At 47.4% G+C, this 21,128-nt stretch carries 19 protein-coding genes; 10 read left to right on the forward strand and 9 right to left on the reverse strand.

Features of this window, described 5'->3' with window-relative positions; translation table 11 throughout:
* Positions 1 to 97 precede the first annotated feature (97 nt).
* The 4 genes from carA (at position 98) to pyrE (ending at position 6,147) form a co-directional block, all read left to right on the forward strand.
* Positions 98 to 1,285 carry a glutamine-hydrolyzing carbamoyl-phosphate synthase small subunit gene (gene carA, locus NST47_RS15050; protein ID WP_341155853.1) on the forward strand — a complete coding sequence of 396 codons (1,188 nt, stop codon included), beginning with the start codon at positions 98 to 100 and terminating at the stop codon, positions 1,283 to 1,285.
* Positions 1,272 to 4,487 carry a carbamoyl-phosphate synthase large subunit gene (gene carB / locus NST47_RS15055; RefSeq protein WP_341155854.1) on the forward strand — a complete coding sequence of 1,072 codons (3,216 nt, stop codon included), beginning with the start codon at positions 1,272 to 1,274 and terminating at the stop codon, positions 4,485 to 4,487. Before carA ends, carB begins: the two co-directional genes overlap by 14 nt.
* A gap of 124 nt (positions 4,488 to 4,611) precedes the next feature.
* A complete protein-coding gene (pyrF, locus tag NST47_RS15060; RefSeq protein WP_341155855.1) occupies positions 4,612 to 5,343 on the forward strand; it encodes an orotidine-5'-phosphate decarboxylase in 732 nt (243 codons plus the stop codon).
* Between the two features lie 147 nt (positions 5,344 to 5,490).
* Complete coding sequence (gene pyrE, locus NST47_RS15065; protein ID WP_341155856.1) at positions 5,491 to 6,147, forward strand: orotate phosphoribosyltransferase; 657 nt, start codon at positions 5,491 to 5,493, stop codon at positions 6,145 to 6,147.
* Between the two features lie 156 nt (positions 6,148 to 6,303).
* Here the strand turns inward: pyrE and mtnB are convergent, their stop codons facing one another.
* The 7 genes from mtnB to NST47_RS15100 form a co-directional block, all read right to left on the reverse strand.
* The gene (mtnB, locus tag NST47_RS15070) at positions 6,304 to 6,951 is read right to left on the reverse strand and encodes a methylthioribulose 1-phosphate dehydratase (protein ID WP_341155857.1); all 648 of its coding nucleotides are present in this window, start codon (positions 6,949 to 6,951) and stop codon (positions 6,304 to 6,306) included.
* Positions 6,948 to 7,610 (reverse strand): 2-hydroxy-3-keto-5-methylthiopentenyl-1-phosphate phosphatase, encoded by a 663-nt coding sequence (locus NST47_RS15075; RefSeq protein WP_341155858.1) that lies wholly within the window; start codon positions 7,608 to 7,610, stop codon positions 6,948 to 6,950. The genes mtnB and NST47_RS15075 overlap by 4 nt, the downstream gene beginning before the upstream one ends.
* The gene (locus NST47_RS15080; protein WP_341155859.1) at positions 7,607 to 8,923 is read right to left on the reverse strand and encodes a 2,3-diketo-5-methylthiopentyl-1-phosphate enolase; all 1,317 of its coding nucleotides are present in this window, start codon (positions 8,921 to 8,923) and stop codon (positions 7,607 to 7,609) included. The genes NST47_RS15075 and NST47_RS15080 overlap by 4 nt, the downstream gene beginning before the upstream one ends.
* 17 nt (positions 8,924 to 8,940) lie before the next feature.
* Positions 8,941 to 9,807 carry a pyrroline-5-carboxylate reductase gene (proC, locus tag NST47_RS15085; RefSeq protein WP_341155860.1) on the reverse strand — a complete coding sequence of 289 codons (867 nt, stop codon included), beginning with the start codon at positions 9,805 to 9,807 and terminating at the stop codon, positions 8,941 to 8,943.
* A gap of 63 nt (positions 9,808 to 9,870) precedes the next feature.
* Complete coding sequence (locus NST47_RS15090; RefSeq protein ID WP_341155861.1) at positions 9,871 to 11,148, reverse strand: glutamate-5-semialdehyde dehydrogenase; 1,278 nt, start codon at positions 11,146 to 11,148, stop codon at positions 9,871 to 9,873.
* Between the two features lie 21 nt (positions 11,149 to 11,169).
* Entirely contained in the window at positions 11,170 to 12,303 is a 1,134-nt protein-coding gene (gene proB, locus NST47_RS15095; protein WP_341159676.1) for a glutamate 5-kinase, read from the reverse strand.
* A gap of 323 nt (positions 12,304 to 12,626) precedes the next feature.
* Positions 12,627 to 13,832, reverse strand: coding sequence for a pyridoxal phosphate-dependent aminotransferase (locus NST47_RS15100; protein ID WP_341155862.1), 1,206 nt, complete (start codon positions 13,830 to 13,832; stop codon positions 12,627 to 12,629).
* Positions 13,833 to 14,053: 221 nt separating this feature from the next.
* Here NST47_RS15100 and NST47_RS15105 point away from each other — a divergent pair, with 221 nt between their 5' ends.
* Both NST47_RS15105 and NST47_RS15110 read left to right on the forward strand, forming a co-directional pair.
* Entirely contained in the window at positions 14,054 to 14,854 is an 801-nt protein-coding gene (locus NST47_RS15105) for a class I SAM-dependent methyltransferase (protein WP_341155863.1), read from the forward strand.
* 102 nt (positions 14,855 to 14,956) lie between these two features.
* On the forward strand, positions 14,957 to 15,760 hold the full coding sequence (locus tag NST47_RS15110; protein WP_341155864.1) for a carbon-nitrogen family hydrolase: 804 nt from the start codon (positions 14,957 to 14,959) through the stop codon (positions 15,758 to 15,760).
* On the opposite strand, the gene NST47_RS15115 is transcribed toward NST47_RS15110, so the two are convergent.
* Complete coding sequence (locus NST47_RS15115; protein WP_341155865.1) at positions 15,757 to 16,656, reverse strand: LysR family transcriptional regulator; 900 nt, start codon at positions 16,654 to 16,656, stop codon at positions 15,757 to 15,759. The two genes, NST47_RS15110 and NST47_RS15115, sit on opposite strands and share 4 nt — an antisense overlap.
* A 149-nt stretch (positions 16,657 to 16,805) precedes the next feature.
* On the reverse strand, positions 16,806 to 17,837 hold the full coding sequence (locus NST47_RS15120) for a DUF3231 family protein (RefSeq protein ID WP_341155866.1): 1,032 nt from the start codon (positions 17,835 to 17,837) through the stop codon (positions 16,806 to 16,808).
* A 173-nt stretch (positions 17,838 to 18,010) separates the two neighbouring features.
* On the opposite strand from NST47_RS15120, the gene NST47_RS15125 reads away from it, so the two are divergent.
* The 4 genes from NST47_RS15125 to NST47_RS15140 all read left to right on the forward strand — a co-directional run bounded on the left by NST47_RS15125 (position 18,011) and on the right by NST47_RS15140 (position 20,925).
* On the forward strand, positions 18,011 to 18,427 hold the full coding sequence (locus NST47_RS15125; protein ID WP_341155867.1) for a phage holin family protein: 417 nt from the start codon (positions 18,011 to 18,013) through the stop codon (positions 18,425 to 18,427).
* The gene (locus tag NST47_RS15130) at positions 18,424 to 19,215 is read left to right on the forward strand and encodes a DUF1906 domain-containing protein (protein WP_341155868.1); all 792 of its coding nucleotides are present in this window, start codon (positions 18,424 to 18,426) and stop codon (positions 19,213 to 19,215) included. Before NST47_RS15125 ends, NST47_RS15130 begins: the two co-directional genes overlap by 4 nt.
* 158 nt (positions 19,216 to 19,373) lie before the next feature.
* Positions 19,374 to 19,622 (forward strand): YolD-like family protein, encoded by a 249-nt coding sequence (locus NST47_RS15135; protein WP_341155869.1) that lies wholly within the window; start codon positions 19,374 to 19,376, stop codon positions 19,620 to 19,622.
* Between the two features lie 271 nt (positions 19,623 to 19,893).
* On the forward strand, positions 19,894 to 20,925 hold the full coding sequence (locus tag NST47_RS15140; RefSeq protein WP_341155870.1) for a HoxN/HupN/NixA family nickel/cobalt transporter: 1,032 nt from the start codon (positions 19,894 to 19,896) through the stop codon (positions 20,923 to 20,925).
* Positions 20,926 to 21,128: the final 203 nt, after the last annotated feature.

The raw sequence follows: 21,128 nt of genomic DNA on the forward strand, positions 1-21,128 counted from the left end.
GGAGCGATTGGCGTAGAAGCCAATTCTACAATAAACAGGTTCATTACAGAGTTACCACTTAAAGAGCTGGACTCAAGTAGATAAGGAGTTGAAATCGATGCAGGCAAGATTATTGTTGGAAGACGGTACATTATTTACGGGCAAAGGCTTCGGAAGTGAGGGCGACTCGGTTGGCGAGGTCGTTTTTAATACAGGTATGACTGGTTATCAGGAGGTTCTTTCAGACCCCTCCTATTGTGGACAAATTGTAACGATGACGTACCCGCTGATAGGCAACTATGGTATGGCGCGTGATGATTTCGAGTCGATTCGTCCTTTTATCCATGGCTTCGTCGTACGTGAGCATGAAGTGGTACCGAGCAACTGGAGAGCGGAATATTCACTGGACAGCTTGCTTAAAGAATACGGAATTATCGGCATTAGCGATATCGATACCCGGATGCTGACTCGTCGGATTCGCCATCATGGAGTTATGAAAGCCATGCTGACGACTTCTACGAAGTCAGTTGCTGAGCTGATGGAGCAATTAACAGGCAGCTCATTAATGAACGATCAGGTTTCCAGAGTTTCAACCAAAAGTGTGTTCAGTATTCCAGGACCTAAGGAACGGGTAGTGCTGGTTGACTTTGGCTCCAAAAGTGGAATTCTTCGTGATTTGGTTAAACGTGATTGCGACGTTGTCGTTGTACCTCATGATACAACAGCTGAACAAATTCGCCGCTTGGGACCGGATGGCATCCTGCTGTCCAATGGCCCTGGGGATCCAAAGGATGTTCCGCATGCCGTATCCATGATTGCTGATTTGCTTGGTGAATTCCCGATTTTCGGTATTTGCTTAGGCCATCAGTTGTTCGCTCTTGCTTGCGGCGCTGACACGGACAAGCTGAAATTCGGACATCGCGGCGGTAACCATCCGGTTAAGGCTCTGCAAAGCAATCGTTGTTATATCACATCGCAAAACCATGGCTATACCGTTAAAGATGAATCCATTGCAAACACGGAGCTTGAAGTTACACATATCAATAACAATGATGGTACTATCGAAGGCTTGAAGCACACCAAGTATCCTGCTTTTTCCGTACAGTATCACCCTGAAGCGTCCCCGGGTCCTTTTGACTCCAGTTATTTGTTCGATGATTTCATCCAGCAAATACGCCAGTTCAAAGCGGATCGTCCGCAGCTCCCTAGACAAGCGCAAATTTCTGCGGCTTCCAAGCTAGGATTACAAGCAGCCGGTGCTTCCGGACCTGCAGCAAAAGGAGAACTAGACTATGCCAAAAAATAATAGCCTCAAAAAAATATTAGTGATCGGTTCCGGTCCGATTGTCATTGGACAAGCAGCTGAGTTTGACTACGCAGGAACACAAGCTTGTCAGGCATTGAAGGAAGAAGGCATGGAGGTCGTCCTGATCAACAGCAACCCAGCGACGATCATGACCGACACGAACATGGCCGACAAAGTATATATCGAGCCCATCACATTGGAGTTTGTTACGCAAATTATTCGTCAGGAACGTCCAGACGGTTTGCTTCCAACACTTGGTGGTCAAACAGGTCTGAATATGGCCGTTGCATTGGCTCGTGCAGGTGTGTTGGAGCGTGAAAATGTTAAGCTGCTGGGAACACAATTAACAGCTATCGAAAAAGCCGAGGATCGTGACCTGTTTCGTGATCTGATGAGAGAATTAGAGCAGCCCGTTCCGGATAGTGTTATCGTAACGACTGTTGAAGAAGCTGTTGATTTTGCGAATGAAATCGGGTTTCCATTAATTGTTCGCCCTGCATATACACTGGGTGGAACAGGCGGAGGCATTTGCGCCGACATGGAAGAACTGGTGGAGACCGTAGCTTCAGGAATCCGTTACAGTCCAATTGGACAATGTCTGGTTGAGAAAAGCATCGCAGGCATGAAGGAAGTTGAATACGAGGTAATGCGTGATGCGAACGATAACTGTATCGTTGTCTGCAACATGGAAAACTTCGATCCGGTTGGCGTTCATACAGGGGACAGCATCGTTGTTGCACCGAGCCAAACATTATCCGACCGTGAATATCAAATGCTGCGTTCGGCATCGCTGAAAATTATTCGCGCATTGAATATTGAAGGTGGCTGTAACGTACAGTTCGCACTTGATCCTTTCAGCTATCAATACTATGTAATTGAAGTTAATCCACGTGTAAGCCGTTCATCCGCATTGGCTTCCAAAGCAACCGGCTACCCGATTGCCAAAATGGCTGCCAAAATCGCTATCGGCTACACCTTGGACGAAATTATGAACCCGGTAACGGGTCAAACCTATGCTTGCTTCGAGCCTACACTGGATTATATCGTATCGAAGATCCCTCGCTGGCCGTTTGATAAATTTACATCAGCTAATCGTAAGCTGGGTACGCAAATGAAAGCGACAGGCGAGGTTATGGCGATCGGCCGTACTTTCGAGGAATCGATTCATAAAGCGATCCGTTCATTGGAAATTGGAGTTCACCGTCTGTTCCTTAAGGAAACCGACTTGCTTGATCAAGAAACATTGGAAACACGCTTGATAAAACCTGATGACGAACGGATGTTCCTGATCGCAGAAGCATTCCGCCGCGGTTATACGCTGCAGCAAATTCAGGATTTGACGAAAATCGACTGGTGGTTCCTGAACAAGCTGGAAGGTATGATCCTGTTCGAAAAGCAGATCGCTGAGCCTGAGCTAAGCGATGAGGTTCTGCGTGAAGCGAAACGAAAAGGTTTTACAGATCGTGCAATCGCTGAGATCCGCACAGCAGCTAACAGCGGCTTGAAATTCACGAATGAGTCGGAAATTCGCGCTTACCGCTTAAGCATCGGCCTGAAGCCTGTGTACAAAATGGTAGATACGTGTGCTGCGGAATTCGAGGCCACTACGCCTTACTACTACTCAACCTATGAGACTGAAGATGAAGTCAAGGAAGCTACGAAGCAAAAGGTTGTTGTATTGGGTTCCGGTCCAATCCGTATTGGACAAGGTATCGAATTCGATTACTCTACCGTACATGCCGTATGGGCAATTCAAGCCGCTGGGTACGAAGCTGTAATCATCAATAACAATCCAGAAACCGTGTCAACCGATTTTAATACTTCCGATCGCTTGTACTTCGAGCCTTTATTCTTCGAGGATGTTATGAACGTTATTGAGCGCGAGCAGCCAATCGGCGTTATCGTTCAATTCGGTGGTCAAACTGCGATCAACCTGGCTGCACCATTATCCAAAGCCGGCGTACGCATTCTTGGTACCGATCTGGAAAACATCGATGCAGCAGAGGATCGCAAGAAATTCGAAGCGCTGCTTCGTGGATTGAATATCGCTCAGCCTCCAGGTGGTACGGTAACATCAGTTGACCAGGCAGTTGGTATGGCAGCGATCCATGGCTACCCGGTGTTGGTTCGTCCATCTTATGTACTGGGTGGCCGCGCGATGGAAATCGTCTATTCCGATGATGAGCTATTGAGCTACATGGAGTATGCCGTAAAAATCAACCCTGAGCATCCGGTATTGATTGACCGTTATATGCTGGGTAAAGAAGTGGAAGTCGATGCGATCTGTGATAAGGAGACCGTCGTCATCCCTGGTATTATGGAGCATATTGAAAGAGCTGGCGTGCACTCCGGTGACTCGATTGCTGTGTACCCAACACAAACAGTTTCGGATTCCATCAAGCAGCAAATCATTGAGATTACGACGAAAATTGCCAGAGGTTTGGAAATCGTCGGTTTGCTTAATATCCAATTCGTTATTTATCAAGATCAGCCTTATGTAATTGAGGTGAATCCGCGTTCGTCCAGAACCGTGCCATTCTTAAGCAAAGTAACCCGAATTCCGATGGCGAATGTCGCGACGCGTGTGATTCTTGGCGAGAAGCTTGCCGATATGGGATATGAAACGGGCCTATGGCCAGAGGATGACTTTGTATCTGTAAAAGTACCTGTGTTCTCTTTTGCCAAGCTGCGCCGTGTAGATACGACACTTGGACCTGAGATGAAATCGACAGGTGAGGTAATGGGACGCGATAAAAGCTTTGCCAAAGCTTTATATAAAGGGTTAATCGGTTCCGGTATGAAAATTCCGCCGACAGGCTCTATCATCGCAACCGTAGCTGACAAAGATAAAGAGGAAGCCATTGAGATTTTAAAAGGCTTCTACAAGCTGGGTTACAAGATCGTAGCAACAGGCGGTACGGCCAAAGCTTTGGAAGAAGCGGGTGTCGTTGTAACGACTGTGAACAAGCTCAGCGAGGGTTCTCCCAACATTCTGGATTTGATCCGCAATGGAGAAGCGCATTTCGTTGTCAATACGTTAACCAAAGGTAAAACACCGGAGCGCGACGGATTCCGTATTCGCCGTGAATCGGTAGAGAATGGCATTGTTTGTATGACATCACTGGATACGGTGCGGGCGCTTTGGCATATGCTGGAGTCCATCAACTTCCAATCCGAAGCGATGCCAGCCAACCATATATAACAGCTTAAATCGATTAGCACAGCAGCCCAAGACTTCAGCGGGAAGCTGTGCTAATCCCATGATAAGGCGGCTGAGCCGTAAGATGTCAACTGGAACGCAGTATGAATCAGGAGGCGGTAGGGGAATGACAGTACCAGCAAAAGTAGCAGAACGGATTATGGTGGCACTCGATTATGCGGAAGCCGGTCAGGCTCGTCAGTTAGTGGAAGCGTTACAAGGCATTCCTTGCTACATGAAGGTAGGGATGCAGTTATTCTACAGCGCGGGTCCCCAGTTCGTGCTCAGCTTGAAGGAACAGGGCTACAAGGTGTTTTTGGATCTGAAGATGCACGATATACCCAACACGGTAAAAGGCGGCTCTGAAAGCATCACAAGGCTTGGAGTTGACATGTTTAATGTGCATGTGGCTGGCGGTAAGCACATGCTGGAGTCAGCCATGGAAGGCGTGGATAAGGCACTAAATGGTGGTACGCATTCCCTTGCACAACCGCTGGTTATTGGCGTGACACAGCTAACAAGCACAAGCCAACAGGTGATGAATGAGGAAATAGGGCTTGCAGGCTCTGTGGAAGCAGCCGTTCTTCGTTATGCAGCCTTGGCACAATCAGCCGGACTGGCTGGAGTGGTTGCTTCTCCATTAGAGGTAGTTCGTATCAAGGAAGCCTGCGGTTCTGGTTTTGTAACTGTAACACCGGGTATTCGTCCGGCAGGTTCAGATATTGGCGATCAGTCACGGGTATTGACACCGGCAGATGCTTTTGCGCAAGGTACGGATTTTATCGTAATTGGCAGGCCGATCACGGCTGCCCAGGACCCTCGTGGTGCCCTGGAAAGTATTATTGAGTCTATCCAATAAATTGTATCGAAAAGCAATTGCAGCCTGGTCTTGCCAAGAGGTTGCATCGACAAGTTGTGTGGTACCAATTGTATAATGATGGCAGTGTAACAAGACATAGATGGAGCCGGTTCACCACTAATTGACTATCTAAGGAGCGATGTATTTATGAGTACACAATCAATTAAGACGAACCCACAGCTTGCCGAGCAAGTAGCCAGTTCTTTACTGCAGATTGGTGCAGTAGCACTTCGACCTGATCAACCGTTTACCTGGACGTCGGGACTCAAATCACCGATTTATTGCGATAACCGTCTTACGATCTCTTATCCGGACATTCGTGAGGCGATTGCAGAAGGTTTTGCTGCTCTGGTTCGTGAGAACTTTCCTGATGCGGAAGTTATTGCAGGGGCTGCTACCGGGGGTATTCCACATGCGGCATGGGTAGCTCAAAAGCTGAACCTGCCCATGGTTTACGTTCGTGATAAAGCGAAGGGACATGGCAAGGAGAACCTGATCGAAGGCAGCATTCACCCGGGACAAAAAACCGTTGTTATCGAGGATCTGATCTCTACGGGGGGCAGTTCATTAAAGGTTGCGCTCGCTGTAAATGATGCTGGAGCGAAGGCGTTGGGCGTGCTTGGTATTTTCTCTTATCAATTCGATAAAGCAGCCGCAGCATTTAAAGCGGCAAATATTCCATTCGAAACCTTAACCAATTATTCCATTTTACTGGATGTAGCGTTACAACAGGGCAGTATTCAGCAGCGGGATCTCGAAGCCTTGAGATCATGGAGCAGCAATCCAAGTGAATATGGAAAATAATTGAATTTATCATAACTTCTTTATAGAAATAGGTTCCTTAGATAACATCAATGTCGAGAAAAAGCCCCAACTTCTGTTACTGCCAGTCATCACTGAGCGTTAACTAAGGTTGGGGCTTTTATATATAACCATGTATGCTCATCGAGTTGATTGGAACTATTTTTTTAATAACTCCATACGGTAGACGTATTCGAACAAAAACTCGAAAGCTTCCAGATTGCGTTTGGCTTCAAAGCAGTTGGCGCCCCATGCGTAAATGCCATGCTTGCGCAGCATAATGCCTGGAACCTTGGGTACGATTGCACCTTCCACGAGCTCAGCAATTCGCGGAATGTCCGCAAAGTTAGGAAGAATAGGAATTTCAATATGAGCTTCCTCATCCCAAATGTTGAAGGCTTTGATCAATTCGACGCCATCCACTGGAATCGATTTGCGCTCCCAGAACAGCTCCGAGACGATATTGTTGAATACGGTATGTACATGCAGAATAGCGCCACAGCCAGTTAAACGATATATCTCCTTGTGAATCAAGGTTTCTGCTGAAGGCTTGAGCCCTGTAACGTCTGTCGGCTTGCCTTCTTCATTGACCAACAAAAAATCGGATGGTGTATGCACTGATTTATCTTTACCGCTCGCGGAAATCGCAAAGGTAAACTGATCGGGTGCAAAATCACCAACACGGATCGAGAGATTGCCGCTTGTTGCTGGAAACCAGCCTTTGTTGGCCAATGTTGTTTTAATCTCGCGCAGCTCGGCAAAAGCCTGCTGCTTATCCTCCAAGCGAAGCTCAGCCGGATTTGTCATTGCACGCTCATCTCCTCTAAACGCTGGATTACCTCATGAAAATCATTAAATGGGAAATAATTCAAACCGAGCTCACTGCACAGATCAATCAGATGGGAACGGGCAAATACGGTTTCAACGAGCTTTGCGCCTTCGAAATCGGTCACGCTGTCCCCTATCAGGATGCGTTCGTAATCAACAGGGGAATAGCGCCGTATAATCGTCGTTTTGCACATACCGCAGTCATTGTGACAATGCTCATCGCAAGCATGCGGCCATACAATCTCAATATGGCTTCCATTGAAATTACTGGCGTTGCAATAAATATGGTCATGTGGAATCGGAAAGTCTGACAATACCGGATAGACGAAAAAATCGATGCCGCCGCTGGTCACATAAAATTCAATGCGTTGCTCCTTACAGTAGGCTAACAGCTCAGCAAACCCGTCACGGATCATCACGTTGTTGATCGCATAATCAACGACCTCTTGTTTGCGCGAGGTTGGCAGTAAGGCAAACATCTGCCCGACACCTTCCCGGATCGTCATTTTCTTCGAAATCACCTGTTCGACCAATGACTCCCAGCCTTCCGGCTTAAAGTGCTTCATGATCGCTACGATATTGTCATTGACAGTGATCGTACCGTCGAAGTCGCAAAAGATAATACGTTGACGACTCATGATTCTCTAAGCCCCCAGGCTTCAATCGCGGCGTTAAGCTCAGGATGCTGAAGGGCGTATGTCTTAAGGGATTGACCTGCCAAGCATCCTTCAATCGCTTGGCGAAATGCCTGTCCGCCAGCTACCGTACCCCTCGGGTGACCATGAATACCTCCGCCAGCGTTAACGATCGTTTGATTGCCAAAATCCTTCAGGATGAGTGGAACCAATCCCGGATGAATGCCTGCGGATGGTACCGGAAAGCTGCTGCGCAGAGAAAGTGCCTGATGTGAGGATGTGTGAGTATTTTCTTTGATTGTACGCTCATCATTTTGTAAATTAAACACGTAATCGGCCTTGTTTTCGGTAAGTAATGCTTGCTTGATCGCCATATTTTCTTCACGCGGCATGACGACAGAACCGTAAGGGGATGGGAACAATACGATATCGGCTCCCGCCAGACGCATCAGCTTGCCGAGCAGGACATTAGCCGAAATTCCATGGTAGGCTGAAGGATACAAGGCTCCGGCCATTGCCGGATGGGCCATGATAGGCACCTTGATGTCAGGATGGCGGCTAAGTTCATTCAATACATCGAAGCCATAAGCCAATACATTGAACAGAAGAGCGTTGGCACCAGCTTGAATCGCTTTACGTGCTTGATCCAGTAGACTGAAGGTGGGGCCTGTCAGATTAACGGCATACAGCAGCTTTTGCCCGGTTTCTTGCTCGGCTTGTGCCGCAGCTTCCATGCACACCTCAACCCGCTTTTCCAAAGGCGTAAGAGGATTTTCAAACAAAATTTCATCGTCCTTGATCAGATCGACTCCACCAAGCGCCTGCAAATAAAATTGCTCACGAAGTGTCGGCAAATCATGACCGATAACGGATTTGAAAATACTCATCAGGAGAGGACGGTCTGGTACTCCAAGCAGCTTGCGAACGCCCTCGAGACCAAATTTCGGTCCTTGAAAGCCGGATAAAAAATTCTCTGAGAATGATAAATCGATTAGCTTGATTCGACCATCCATCGACAGCTTGCCAAACACCGTCACGAGTAGTGCCGGGATGTCACGGCTGAAGTTCAAGTCCGGATAAGCGATCTGGATATCAGCGTACCGCTCAGAGGCGGTTTCTCCACTGCTGCTGTCGGGTTCATGAACATCAACGCTAATCACTTTACCGAGATGCCGCTCCATATCTGCTTTTTTAGCTTCAGGTAAATCGGTCCAGCTGCCGACGGTCAATCCGACGGCGATACCGAGCGCTTTTTTATTGAAATCAGCCTTTTCGTCATAGCAGCGATAAGTTGCTGAACAGTAAGAATGAAACAAGAGGTTCACCTGCTTAATTAGAATTTGATTTCACTTGCCTGCGCGCTGATCGTTTTGCCAAGCTCATTGGCACGTTCTGAAGCACGTAAAACAGCCTTCGTCACTCCAATAGCAAATTGATGCTGGTCCAGCATTTCAATGGCTGCTTGGGTGGTGCCATTCGGAGAGGTTACCTTCCGACGGAGATCAGCAGGCGCTTCTCCGGTTTGTTGTACCATTTGCGCTGCCCCGAGCACGGTTTGGATCGTAAGCTCTTTGGCAGCTTCCGGCGTGAGGCCACCCCGAACACCACCTTCGATCATGGCTTCCATCATATAATAAATGTAAGCAGGTCCACTTCCTGACACACCGGTTACAATGTCCAGTCTTGCTTCCTCAACAATCGTGACGATGCCGGTCGAAGCAAACATTTGTGTGGTGAGCTGCTGCTGCTCAGTCGTAACACTTTTTGAAAAGCTGATGCCAGTTGCTCCGAGCCCGATAGCACTTGAAGTGTTCGGCATGGTACGTGCGATAGGCTGACCTGAAGTGCCAAGGATCATTTCCATAGTCGTGATGGACAAACCCGCGATAACAGAAACTAACAGCTGTGAAGGCTTTAATAATGATTTGATCGATAGTAGCCCTTCAATAGCATCCTTGGGCTTAAAAGCTACAACAACAACATCAGCAGCAGTAATCGCTTCAGCACGCTGCTCTGCATCGACTGCAAGGCTAACCCCGTAGCTTTGCTGCAGAAATTGCAGACGGTTTACATCAGAGCGATTCAGTATGGTAATTCGCTGTTTATTGCTGTTTTCATCAGCGGTGAGTCCGCGTAAGATCGCTTCGGCCATCGAGCCGGCTCCGACAAACGTAATACGAGCTGTAGATAGAGACGTCAATGTAATTTCTCCTTTAATTGAAACGATTCATTCGTCGAGTCGAGACTGCTTGAACACGTTCTACTAGCCGCGGATTTGTCCATTGCCCAAAACACGGAATTTCGTAGAGGTTAATGCAGGAAGTCCCATCGGTCCGCGCGCATGCAGCTTTTGTGTACTGATGCCAATTTCAGCGCCGAATCCGAATTCGAATCCATCAGTAAAGCGAGTGGAGGCGTTGTGGTATACCGCAGCCGCATCGACTTCCTGCAGAAACCGTTCGGCGTTGGCTTCGTTGGTAGTGACAATACATTCGGAGTGCTGGGTGCCATGGAGACGAATATGCTGTAGAGCTTCATCCAATGAGCTTACAATTCGGATATTCAAAATATAGTCGCTGTATTCCGTATCCCAATCCTCGTCAGAAGCGGGTTTTATTGCTGAAAACAGGGCTTGAGCCTGCTTGTTGCCACGCAGCTCGACATTGTTGGCGATAAACTGCTCAGCGATCGATGCCAGATGCTGTTCTGCAAACCGTTCATGCACAAGCATGGTTTCCATCGAGTTGCATACGGATGGTCGCTGCACTTTAGCATTGATAGCGATCTGCAGAGCCATTTGGAAATCGGCGGTTTCGTCTATATAAGTATGGCAAATTCCTGCGCCTGTTTCAATGACAGGAACCGTTGAATTTTTGACAACATTCTGAATCAGGGAGTGTCCACCACGCGGGATAAGGACATCCAGCAAGCCATTTAACTTCAGCATTTGATCTACCGAGCTCCGATCAGGATCTTCGATTAATTGCAGGGAGTCAGCAGGGATATCGGAGCGGGTGAGTGCTTCATGCAGAACCTCTACGATACGACGATTGGAGGATAGGGCTGCAGAACCTCCACGCAGCACGACCGCATTGCCGGTCTTGAGGCACAGGGCAGCCGCATCAACGGTGACATTGGGACGAGCCTCATATATAATCCCGATAACACCGATAGGTACACGTATTTTTGTAATATTCAGGCCGTTGGGACGCGTTGTTTGTTCTAATATATCACCAATAGGATCAGGCAGCGCCGCAACCTGACGTAAGCCTTCTGCCATGGCGGCAATACGGTGCTCATTCAGAGCAATACGATCCAATAGGGAATCACTAGTCCCGTTTTTCCGCCCAAGGTGCAGATCCTCTGCATTAGCTGTCAAAATGGACGGTGTTTCTTCTATAAGAGCGTCAGCTATCAGCAGCAGGGCGGTATTTTTTTGTTCAGTTGTCAGCAGGCTTAAACGGGGAGCGGCCTGTTTGGCTAAAGTTGCTTTTTGTACGACCTCGCTGGTGGTGATTGTTTGTTGATCCAAAGATTCCATGGGAGTTCCTCCTGAGAAAGTTTATTTGTGGACGGATAGGGTGATCCATTCATCCCGATGAATCACTTCGATCCGAGGGACCTCAATTCGTTTTTGAACTTCCTCCGTACTGAGGCCTGCTACAGCTTTAAGCTGCCAGATCGTGTAATTCACAACGCCTCTGCCAATGATTTGTCGTTGGTTATTGATGACTTCCACCACATCGCCTGGGTGAAAATCACCTTCAACCTCGGTTACTCCTGCGGGGAGCAAGCTTCGGCCCCCGTCAACAAGTGCGTTCTCAGCTCCAGCATCGACCATAATATGGCCAAGCGGCATGGAGTGGAAGCCAAGCCATTGCTTTTTCATAGGCAAATTGTGCTGACTCGTATCAAAATAAGTGCCTTTGCCCGTGTTGCTGGCAGCTAGCTCCAAATCGCCGTCTTCGAGCACACGTCCGACAAACACGGGAACACCGCCGCGCATTGCGATTCTGGCTGCCTCAATCTTGGAACGCATACCACCGGTTCCCACAGACGAGCCGGAGCCTCCGGCAATACGAATCATTTCTTCATTGATTTCCAGCACGCGTTCAATTCGCTTGGCATCCGCATTTTTGCGTGGATCTTCCGTATAAAGCCCGTCTGTATCTGTAATGATGATCAGCTGTTTGGCTTTGACCAGGTTAGCGACGAGAGCGGATAGCGCATCGTTATCCCCGAATTTCAAGCTGAGCTCGTCAACCGCTACAGTATCGTTTTCGTTGATAATCGGGAGTATGCGATGCTTTAACAGCTCCTCAATCGTCATGGTTGCGTTATGGATTCGTTTACGGTTGGAAAAGTCCGAACGTGTCAGCAGTATTTGCCCGACACCAATTCCATGGGCAGCAAAAGCCTCATTATAAGCCTGCATTAGCAAGGCTTGCCCGACGGCTGCGGATGCTTGCTTTTCATGAACATTCTTTGGACGAGCCGCGTAGCCTATTTCCCGAAAACCGGCAGCAACAGCACCCGAGGTCACGAGCAGCAGTTGAAACCCTTGTCGATGCAAGCGTGCCAGCTCGGCGGCAAAAAATACGATTTTACTTCGATTGAGTCCTCCTTCATCGGAGGTAAGAGAGCTGCTTCCAATTTTTACTACAATGGTTTGATACTGCACAGTTCCATCACTCATTTCCCGATTTATGCACAAAAAGCCCCCGTCCTCTAAGGACGAAAGCATGAACTTCCGCGGTACCACCTTAATTGATGATGAACATCCAACTTAATAGGCCTTAGGTAACAGCAAGGCAGGCCGTCCAGCTCGTCACTGGCCGTTCCGGGGCGGGTTCGATAAGTCTTCGCGGTAAATTCTTGCAGCCAGTGGAATTTACTCTCTGTACACGGGGGGCTTTCTACTAATCCCATCATAACGTTTGCTTTTTATAGCATAGCATGAGGCCATTCGGTTGTAAAGGAGCAAGCGTTCGCTAGAAACCGTTAATGGACTGAACCAAATTAGTCAAACAAGTGCAGCTTCGCAATCCGCTCAACGGCTTCCTGCAATCGGGGTTCCGGCGCCAGAAGTCCGAGTCGGACATAGCCTTCGCCGCTTTCACCGAATCCGATTCCGGGTGCGACCACGATCTTGGCCTGCTCAAGCAGCAGATCGGCGAGCGAGGCGGAGGTGTGGCCCTTAGGTACAGGCAGCCACGTAAAGAAAGAGCCTTGTGAACGTTGTGCCTTCCAGCCAATCTGATCCAGGGAGCTGTATAACGCATCGCGACGACCTTGATATGTGGCAAGCAAGGAGGCAACACAATCCTGTGGACCTGTTAGAGCAGCAGCGGCAGCGGCTTGAATACCACCAAACAGGCTGCAATAATAATGATCCTGAATGAGATTAATCAATCGGACAAGCTCTTTATTACCGAGTGCAAAGCCGACTCTCCAGCCAGCCATATTATACGTTTTGGACAGTGTATAGAACTCTATACCGACTTCCTTGGCTCCTGGCAATTGCAAAAAGCTGACCGGCTTGTTGCCGTCAAAACCAAGTGCACCGTAGGCAAAATCACTCGCAACCACAATACCATTTTGCTCGGCAAAACGAATCGTTTCTTCATAGAACGAAGCGGGTGCTGAGGCTCCGGTAGGATTGTTCGGATAATTAATGAACATCAGCTTGGCTTTGTTAATATCCTCTGCGGACAAAGCACTGTAATCTGGCAAAAAGGCGTTGGACTCGCGCAAAGGCATGAAGGCCATTTTGGCTCCGGAAAGTGCAACTCCTGACCAGTAATCCGGATAGCCGGGATCGGGAACAAGGCAGACATCGCCTGGATTAAGCAGGCATTGGCTTATTTCCACAAGTCCCGTTTTACCGCCGAACAAGATGGCAACCTCGGTATCCGGGTCCAGATCAACATTATAGTCCTCTTTATACCGCTTGGCGACAGCTTGTTTAAGAAAGGGGAACCCGTTAAAGGGCGGGTACCGATGATACAGTGGATTTTCGGCAGCAACCTGTAATTCCTTGACGATATGAGCAGGAGTAGGCTGATCCGGATTGCCTTGTCCCAAATTGATGACGTCATGGCCTGCAGCTATTTGTGCGTTAGCTTTACTTACGAGAGTAGCGAAAAACTGGGTAGGCAGCTGCTGCATACGCTGTGCTGGCTGAATGGAAAACGCGGGTTTACTTGATGAAGAAGCAGAACTCATCTATAGTCACACTCCAGTAATTGTATAGGATAAGGGTGAATTGCCCAGATAGCCTAAATGTAACATGAAACGCAAGCAGTGTATAGAAGTAAGTATGGATAATGCGTTACGTTATTGTTATTTGGGTTGCTCTGATGGTAAAATGATACCAAACAAAAGTTTCACTGAACAGTATTTAGTTTCATTTAATGAAATCACATTGAATGAAGGAGGCTTGCTAGATGTCCATTGATTTTCACGATCCGAAGAACACAACCAGCTATACTAATCGAAGTGTGGATAACGACTGGAAGCAATCGATAGCTAATAGGGTCGAATTAAAAGGAATTCAGGCTGCAGATGTTGGCTGTGGAGGTGGCATTTATAGTAAGGCTTTAATCGAGATGGGCGTGGAATCAGTCGTTGGTGTGGATTTCTCGCAAGTGATGCTGGAGGGAGCGACGGCTTATGCTGCCTATCATCCAAACATACGATTTCAACAAGGAAACGCGCTGAGCACAGGCTTGGACGACGAGAGTGTTGGTCTTGTGCTGGAGCGAGCGCTTATTCATCATCTTACATCAGATGAGCTAGCAGGCTGTATGCAGGAAGCTAATCGGATTTTGAAACGGGACGGTGTGCTTATTGTGCAGGATCGGACACCTGAGGACTGTGCGTTAGCTGGAAGCAAAGAGCATGTGCGCGGTTACATCTTAGATAAATTCCCCAGACTTTTAGTACAGGAAAGCAGCAGACGCCACAGCTCTGACCATGTACTGGCCGCATTACGGGCAGCTGGCTTTAACCAAGTGCAGGAGATTTCGCTTTGGGAAGCGAGGAAATCTTACCATCATTTTGCGGAGCTGCGAGAGGATCTGCTGCTGAGAACCGGACGTTCGATTCTACACGAATTGTCGGATGTGGAGCTGGAGGATTTAATCGACTATATCCAGCAGCAGTTGGCTGAAGAAGGCACGGAGGCACTCGACAAACCACTCGTGGAACAAGATCGATGGAGCTTATGGTTCGCCCGAAAGGATTGAAGTTCAGTGCAGCATCGTCTATGATGAAAACACGACTATATACGAATCGACACACAATGACGCCATAAGTCGTTATCATATAAATCATAAAGGGTGAAGGATATGACTGTTAATAATCGGATATGGAACCTTGCTTTACTACAAATGGACATTGCAATCGGAGAGCCTGAGCTTAATTATGCGAAGCTAGAGAAGCTGCTGGATCAAGCTGTTGAGGGCGAGACGAAGCCGGATGTCATTATATTTCCAGAGATGTGGAACACCGGCTATGCGTTGGACCGTATTCAAGAGCTAGCAGATGAAGAGGGGCAGCGTACCCATGCGCTGCTGTCGGAATTTTCTCGCAAGCATCAGGTGAATATCATCGGGGGGTCTATTGCCGAGAAGCAGGGCAGCCAGATATACAATACGATTTATGCGTACAATCGTGAGGGCAGCCGCGTAGCGGATTATTCCAAAATTCATCTATTCCGCTTAATGGATGAGGAAAAGTATTTAGAGGAAGGCAGCCATATTGGACAGTTCGAGCTCGACGGTATATCCTCCGGCATGATGATCTGTTACGATATCCGGTTTCCTGAGCTTTCCAGAAAGCTGGCTTTGGGTGGAGCGCAAATTGTGTTTGTACCTGCGGAATGGCCAAACCCGCGATTGCACCATTGGCGCACTTTATTGATGGCGCGGGCTATAGAAAACCAAATGTTTGTCGTTTCCTGCAATCGTGTAGGAATCAGCGGGACCACCGAATTTTTTGGGCATTCAATGGTCATTGATCCTTGGGGAGAAGCGCTTGCCGAAGGGGATGAGACGGAGCAGGTTATTCGCGCTCAGATTGATTTGGCACTTGTTGATGAGGTGCGAAGCCGTATTCCGGTTTTCGAAGATCGGCGACCTGCGTTATATTAATTTTTGATGACGTCATGGAATGTTTTCATAAAAGCGCCTACAGCTTTAGACAAGTAGCGACCTTTGCGGTAAGCGATAACGAGTGTGCGTGTAGGCTTGGTAGTAAGGGAAAGATAAGCTGGAGCGTGTTCGCTCCAACCGCCTCTGGACACCATATGCGGAACAAAAGCAATTCCCATTCCTGCTGCTACAAGTGATTGCACAGTCTCGATATTGCTGCTCTCAAACACGATGTTGGGCTTGAAGCCGGATTCTGCACAAAGCTCCAAAGCAATCTGGCGGAAGCCCTGTCCTTTCTTAAGCGCAATAAACGGTTCGTCGCGGAGTTCCAGGATGTCTATGGTTTGCTGTGGAGCGGATGCTTTTATTGCCAGTCTATGATGCTGAGGAACTGCGAGCAGTATTTCTTCCTCAATGATGGGCTCATAGGTCAGAGACTCATCCTGGAGCGGGATCGACAACAGGGAAATATCGATCTGTCCATTAGCTGTCATTTGCTCCAAATGGGCAGATGTCTCCTCCATCAGCACAATTTCGATTTCTGGATAATTCGCTTGGAATACAGGCAGCACCAGCGGCAGGACATGGGCTCCGGTAATAGGCAAACTGCCGACGACGAGTCTCCCTTTGCGCATTTGCGAAATATCCTCCATCTCACGCTTCAACTGCTCTATCATGTCAAGAATCGTCTGCGCCTTTTCTACAAACAAGGCTCCGGCATAGGTCACTTCGACGGAGTTGGTTGTCCGCTGAAACAGCAGCAAGCCGATTTCCTTTTCCAGCTTGGAGAGCTGCTGGCTGAGCGATGGCTGGGCAATGTGCAGCTTTTCAGCCGCTCTGGAGAAGTTTTTGTCTATTGAAATTTGCAGTGCATACTGCAGCTGTCTGAGTTCCATAAGAATGCTCCTTTATATAGCAAAGCTATCACATTTATAATCGTTTCCTATTAAGCTTATTCATATTATACAGGAAACAAGCTAAACAGCCTACTATCCATTATTGGAGAGCAGGCTGTTTTTTTGTGTCTTTAAAGGGATAACTCGGTTCAAGGTGTAGCCAGCTTGTTGCGGTCGGGCGCTTGAGGGGGCTGTTCCATCCAGCCATGCTCTATCATAATTTCGGCTCCATCCTCTGCAAAAGCAAGAATCTCAGCCGTCAGACCAATATAATGTGTGGACAAATCTTTTCTGGTACTCATACCAAGATTCGTTCCATAATGAGCGATTCCAGAGGCATTCAGGGCTGAAACTTGAAACATCATCATTTTATCTGAAAACGGAGGTATGGTTGAATTTGTCGGAAGTGTGTCCCACACACTGGCGGATGGAATGAATTCCTTGCTAAGCATCGAACCGAAAATTTCGACATGCTTATCTGCAATATTCCTTCCCCGCAGCATATAATTACGAATTTGCTGTGTTCCGGCCGTTTGACTGAAACCCATGAGGAGAGAACGACCCAGCTGGTTTTGGATCAAATTAAAATAGAGTCCGGAAATTTCGATCACATTGAGTGGTCTTTGCGGGCCAAACCATGTATCCATGTAGCTGTTTTTCTGGACATATTGCTTGGTTGTAGGGCTTGGAATGTAAGGAGCTCTTATAAAAGTCCCTTTGGCAAGCAAAGCTTCTGTAGACCGATTAAATATTTGTACGGATTCATTCAGACAGTCAGTGAAATATTGGCTAACATCCGGTCGTGCAGAATTAGAAAGAGCCGTCGTATATTGGCGCATCCCGACTTTACCGATATTTTCAATATAGAACAAGTAAAAGTCATCGGTGTACAAGCGAGGAGCTGGGTAGGTATCAATGCCTTCTTGGAAGCCGTCTGGTATAGGAATATTGCCTTTTGTAAAAAAAGCCTGCAGCTTCTGAATATGTGCTTTCGATTGTTGATACGCGAATTCAAGTATGGATTTGGTTTCCTGATCTTCAACATGCTGCAAATAGATTCCTATGGTACAAACAGCCAATGTATCACTTAAATAGGAGGTCCAAAGACTGGCGATTTCAGCTGATGTCAGTTCTATTTTGTGTTCGGTCTGAGGTGAGGCCTGAAGCTGTGTAGGGGTCATTGCTATGTCCTCCATTTGTAGATTTGTATGTCTAGGGTTCTCAAAAAAATCAGAAAGTATGCTCCCTGCTGCCCCAGTAATTATTGATGCTGTCCAATCGAACTCTAGCAAATCTGAATATATTGTATGGGAGCGTACATGCCTTGCCAGCGGAGGAAAGGGGGGAGCCACTTTTGACCAGAGAAACGGCCTTCAGCAGTATCGTCGCGATAACAGGTCTAATTGTAAATGCATTTCTGGGAGGCTGGGATATCGGTTTACAGCTGTTGATTTTTTGTATGGTAGCTGACTATATAACTGGCGTTCTGGGAGCAATCAAGCAGCGTAATCTGAATAGTGAGGTCATGTTCTGGGGGGGGATCCGCAAGAGTGTGATTCTCGTTGTTCTTGCACTTACAGTCATGCTGGATGAGCTGGTGGGCAATACCGCACCGATATTTAGGTCACTGGCCATTTATTTTTACGTTGGTAGAGAAGGATTATCGATCGTTGAAAATTTGGGGGTTATTGGTGTGCCGCTACCACACTTTATTACCAAAGTACTGAAGCAGCTTGAAGATAAAGGAGTAGGGGAGGAGGATAAAAAATGACCCAAGGCTTTGATTGTGCAACACCGCTGACGGCAGCTGTCACTGCGGCTTTTCGGTCACAGAATTATGAGTTTGTTGCCCGTTATCTGGTTCCCAGCGGCTGGAAGGCGCTCAGCAGGAAAGAAGCGGAGATCATCTCAGAGGGTGGGCTGCAAATTGTATCCGTATTCGAAACAACGGCCAATCGGCCTCTGGACGGTCGAGAAGCCGGTTTAAGTGATGGGGCAACGGCTTTACAGCTTGCCATTGACATCGGGCAGCCGGCAGGAAGTGCGATTTATTTTGCCGTGGATTTCGATGCCACCAGTGCGCAGATGAATACAGTAGCGGACTATATAGCTGCTGCAGCTGAGGCAACTCCAGGATACTACACGGGTGTCTATGGCTCCTATGCGGTGATTGAGGAGATGAACAGACGCGGCGTTTGTTCCCGGTTTTGGCAAACCTATGCCTGGAGCGGCGGGAAGAAGTCGGAGGTTAGGAACATGTATCAGTATCAAAATGATATAACCTTAAACGGAATCAATGTGGATTTGAACGAATCGTACGGTAAAGAGGGCTGGTGGAACACCAATGAAAATCCGGAGGAGGATGAGATGAATATGCCGATGAAGCTGGAGCAATGGCAATGGGATATGCTGTACCAGGTACTGGGTGCCGCCTACAATGCGGATCAGCTTAGCTGGGAGTGGATGCAGAAGATTGTGGACAAGACATTGACGGTGACGGAATTGGTATTTCTGAACACCGTATTGGATGGTAGGGTGGACCGTGGAATTAAGTTATAAGCGTTTAATCCAATAGTAACGAGGTATCCAAGATAGTAGGACCGTGTAGGCTGCGGTTCTTTTTTACATAAAAATTCATTTGGGCTCTTGCGCGTTCGTGTTGTGTTCGTATAAAATGTATATAGAACGAATGTTCCTATAAGTGGGAGGTAATGAAAATGATGAATGTAGCAAAGCGACCAGAAAGAGATGAGTCCGATCTGGAAGAATTGGGAGATAAGCTGGGTGAAGCGAAGCATGAAAGAAGCGAAATGCTGCTGACTGTATGGGGAAAGTCGGAGGTAATTCGCGGGCGGATTGTGGAGTTGGATGCCAACACCCGAAAGGTTCATGTAACCCAATTTGGCGGTGAGATCGTGAAGATCCCGTTCATGGACATTATGAGAGCTGAAAACTCCGGTGCCTGAGGTTTTGAATACATTATGTATGCGTCGATGATGCGAGAATAACTTGTTTCGTACGAAAAGATAGCTATGAAGCTATATGAGAATCTGAAATTATTAGGGCTGACTTCATATACAGGTTTATATGGAAAACGGCTGAGTCACATATACTAACCAATCGAGTCCTTGCGGGTTCGATTTTTTTTGTTATGGATATGTTCAAAAGGCAATTATCGTGTTACATTCTAATATATTCGTAGCACCAAATAATAAACAGGAAAGCCAGGTAAAATAAATGATGAACAAAGGTAATCCCGGGCAGAGTAAATCTTGGATAGGCTATTCAGGTGCTGTTCTTATTCTTCATATTATGGGTCTGATGTTTTTATATGTAGCGGCACGTAACAATCCAGCCCTCTGGGGGATGGGACTGCTTGCTTATACGCTTGGACTCAGGCATGCCTTTGATGTGGACCATATTGCCGCTATTGATAACACGGTCCGCAAGCTGGTGCAGCAAAAAAGGAATTCACTTGGGGTTGGATTTTACTTTTCATTGGGACATTCCTCAGTGGTGCTGCTCATGGCGATTGTCACTGCTTTTTCGGTTAAATGGGTACAAAGAGAACTGCCGCAAATGCAAGAAATTGGTGGCTTGATAGGTGCTTCCGTGTCCGGATTGTTTTTGCTTATTATTGGAATCATCAATCTTGTTGTACTGATTCAATTATTTCAGTTATTTGTTCAATTTCGTAATGGCGCGCACAACCAGGATGAATTTGAGAGACTACTCGAATCCAGAGGATTTTTCTCCCGGCTCTTAAGACCTCTTTATAAATTTATAACCCGCAGCTGGCACGTGTATCCGTTAGGTTTTTTATTTGGTCTTGGATTTGATACCGCAAGCGAGATATCGCTTCTTGCGATTTCAGCTGGAGCCGCTAAAGAGGCCATGCCATTTGTCGGTGTACTTTCGTTCCCTATTTTGTTTGCTGCGGGGATGAGCTTGATGGATACGGCGGATGGGATGTTCATGACGAAGGCATACAGCTGGGCGTTTTCGACACCTCTTCGTAAGCTTTACTACAATCTTTCCGTTACTTCACTGGCTGTCGTCGCAGCCCTGCTCATCGGTATGGTCGAACTCTTGCAGGTGCTTTCCGAAAAATTGGGCTTGAACGGTGCTTTTTGGAGCTGGATTCAGGACCTTGATTTTGGATCACTGGGGTACATGCTGGTTATTTTGTTTGTTCTCGCTTGGGCTATTTCAGTCGGGATCTGGAAAGGCATGCGTCTTGAGGAGAGGTGGGGACCTGGGAACGTGTGAGAGCACCCCCGCTAACGATTTTGTTAATGGGGGTTTCATGTTGAGTATCTTCTACTCTTTTTCTTTATTCTTTTCAGCTTTGTTACTTTTTTTGTCAGATGTCCGTGTGGTTGTGTTTTGAGCTGCATGTCCTTGTTGTTTACCCATTTGTGTGTCCCTCCTTAATTGGCATGGATTTATTATTGGTCGAGAAAGTTAGCGTT

This window comes from Paenibacillus sp. FSL H8-0034 (genome assembly GCF_038000305.1).
Lineage (GTDB): Bacteria > Bacillota > Bacilli > Paenibacillales > NBRC-103111 > Paenibacillus_S.

What these genes read in the sequence shown, in the direction of transcription:
- carA (WP_341155853.1), top strand. Translation starts at nt 98, where the DNA reads ATGCAGGCAAGATTATTGTTGGAAGACGGTACATTATTTACGGGCAAA.
- carB (WP_341155854.1), top strand. Translation starts at nt 1,272, where the DNA reads ATGCCAAAAAATAATAGCCTCAAAAAAATATTAGTGATCGGTTCCGGT.
- pyrF (WP_341155855.1), top strand. Translation starts at nt 4,612, where the DNA reads ATGACAGTACCAGCAAAAGTAGCAGAACGGATTATGGTGGCACTCGAT.
- pyrE (WP_341155856.1), top strand. Translation starts at nt 5,491, where the DNA reads ATGAGTACACAATCAATTAAGACGAACCCACAGCTTGCCGAGCAAGTA.
- mtnB (WP_341155857.1), bottom strand. Translation starts at nt 6,951, where the DNA reads ATGACAAATCCGGCTGAGCTTCGCTTGGAGGATAAGCAGCAGGCTTTT.
- NST47_RS15075 (WP_341155858.1), bottom strand. Translation starts at nt 7,610, where the DNA reads ATGAGTCGTCAACGTATTATCTTTTGCGACTTCGACGGTACGATCACT.
- NST47_RS15090 (WP_341155861.1), bottom strand. Translation starts at nt 11,148, where the DNA reads ATGGAATCTTTGGATCAACAAACAATCACCACCAGCGAGGTCGTACAA.
- proB (WP_341159676.1), bottom strand. Translation starts at nt 12,303, where the DNA reads ATGAGTGATGGAACTGTGCAGTATCAAACCATTGTAGTAAAAATTGGA.
- NST47_RS15100 (WP_341155862.1), bottom strand. Translation starts at nt 13,832, where the DNA reads ATGAGTTCTGCTTCTTCATCAAGTAAACCCGCGTTTTCCATTCAGCCA.
- NST47_RS15105 (WP_341155863.1), top strand. Translation starts at nt 14,054, where the DNA reads ATGTCCATTGATTTTCACGATCCGAAGAACACAACCAGCTATACTAAT.
- NST47_RS15110 (WP_341155864.1), top strand. Translation starts at nt 14,957, where the DNA reads ATGACTGTTAATAATCGGATATGGAACCTTGCTTTACTACAAATGGAC.
- NST47_RS15115 (WP_341155865.1), bottom strand. Translation starts at nt 16,656, where the DNA reads ATGGAACTCAGACAGCTGCAGTATGCACTGCAAATTTCAATAGACAAA.
- NST47_RS15120 (WP_341155866.1), bottom strand. Translation starts at nt 17,837, where the DNA reads ATGACCCCTACACAGCTTCAGGCCTCACCTCAGACCGAACACAAAATA.
- NST47_RS15130 (WP_341155868.1), top strand. Translation starts at nt 18,424, where the DNA reads ATGACCCAAGGCTTTGATTGTGCAACACCGCTGACGGCAGCTGTCACT.
- NST47_RS15135 (WP_341155869.1), top strand. Translation starts at nt 19,374, where the DNA reads ATGATGAATGTAGCAAAGCGACCAGAAAGAGATGAGTCCGATCTGGAA.
- NST47_RS15140 (WP_341155870.1), top strand. Translation starts at nt 19,894, where the DNA reads ATGATGAACAAAGGTAATCCCGGGCAGAGTAAATCTTGGATAGGCTAT.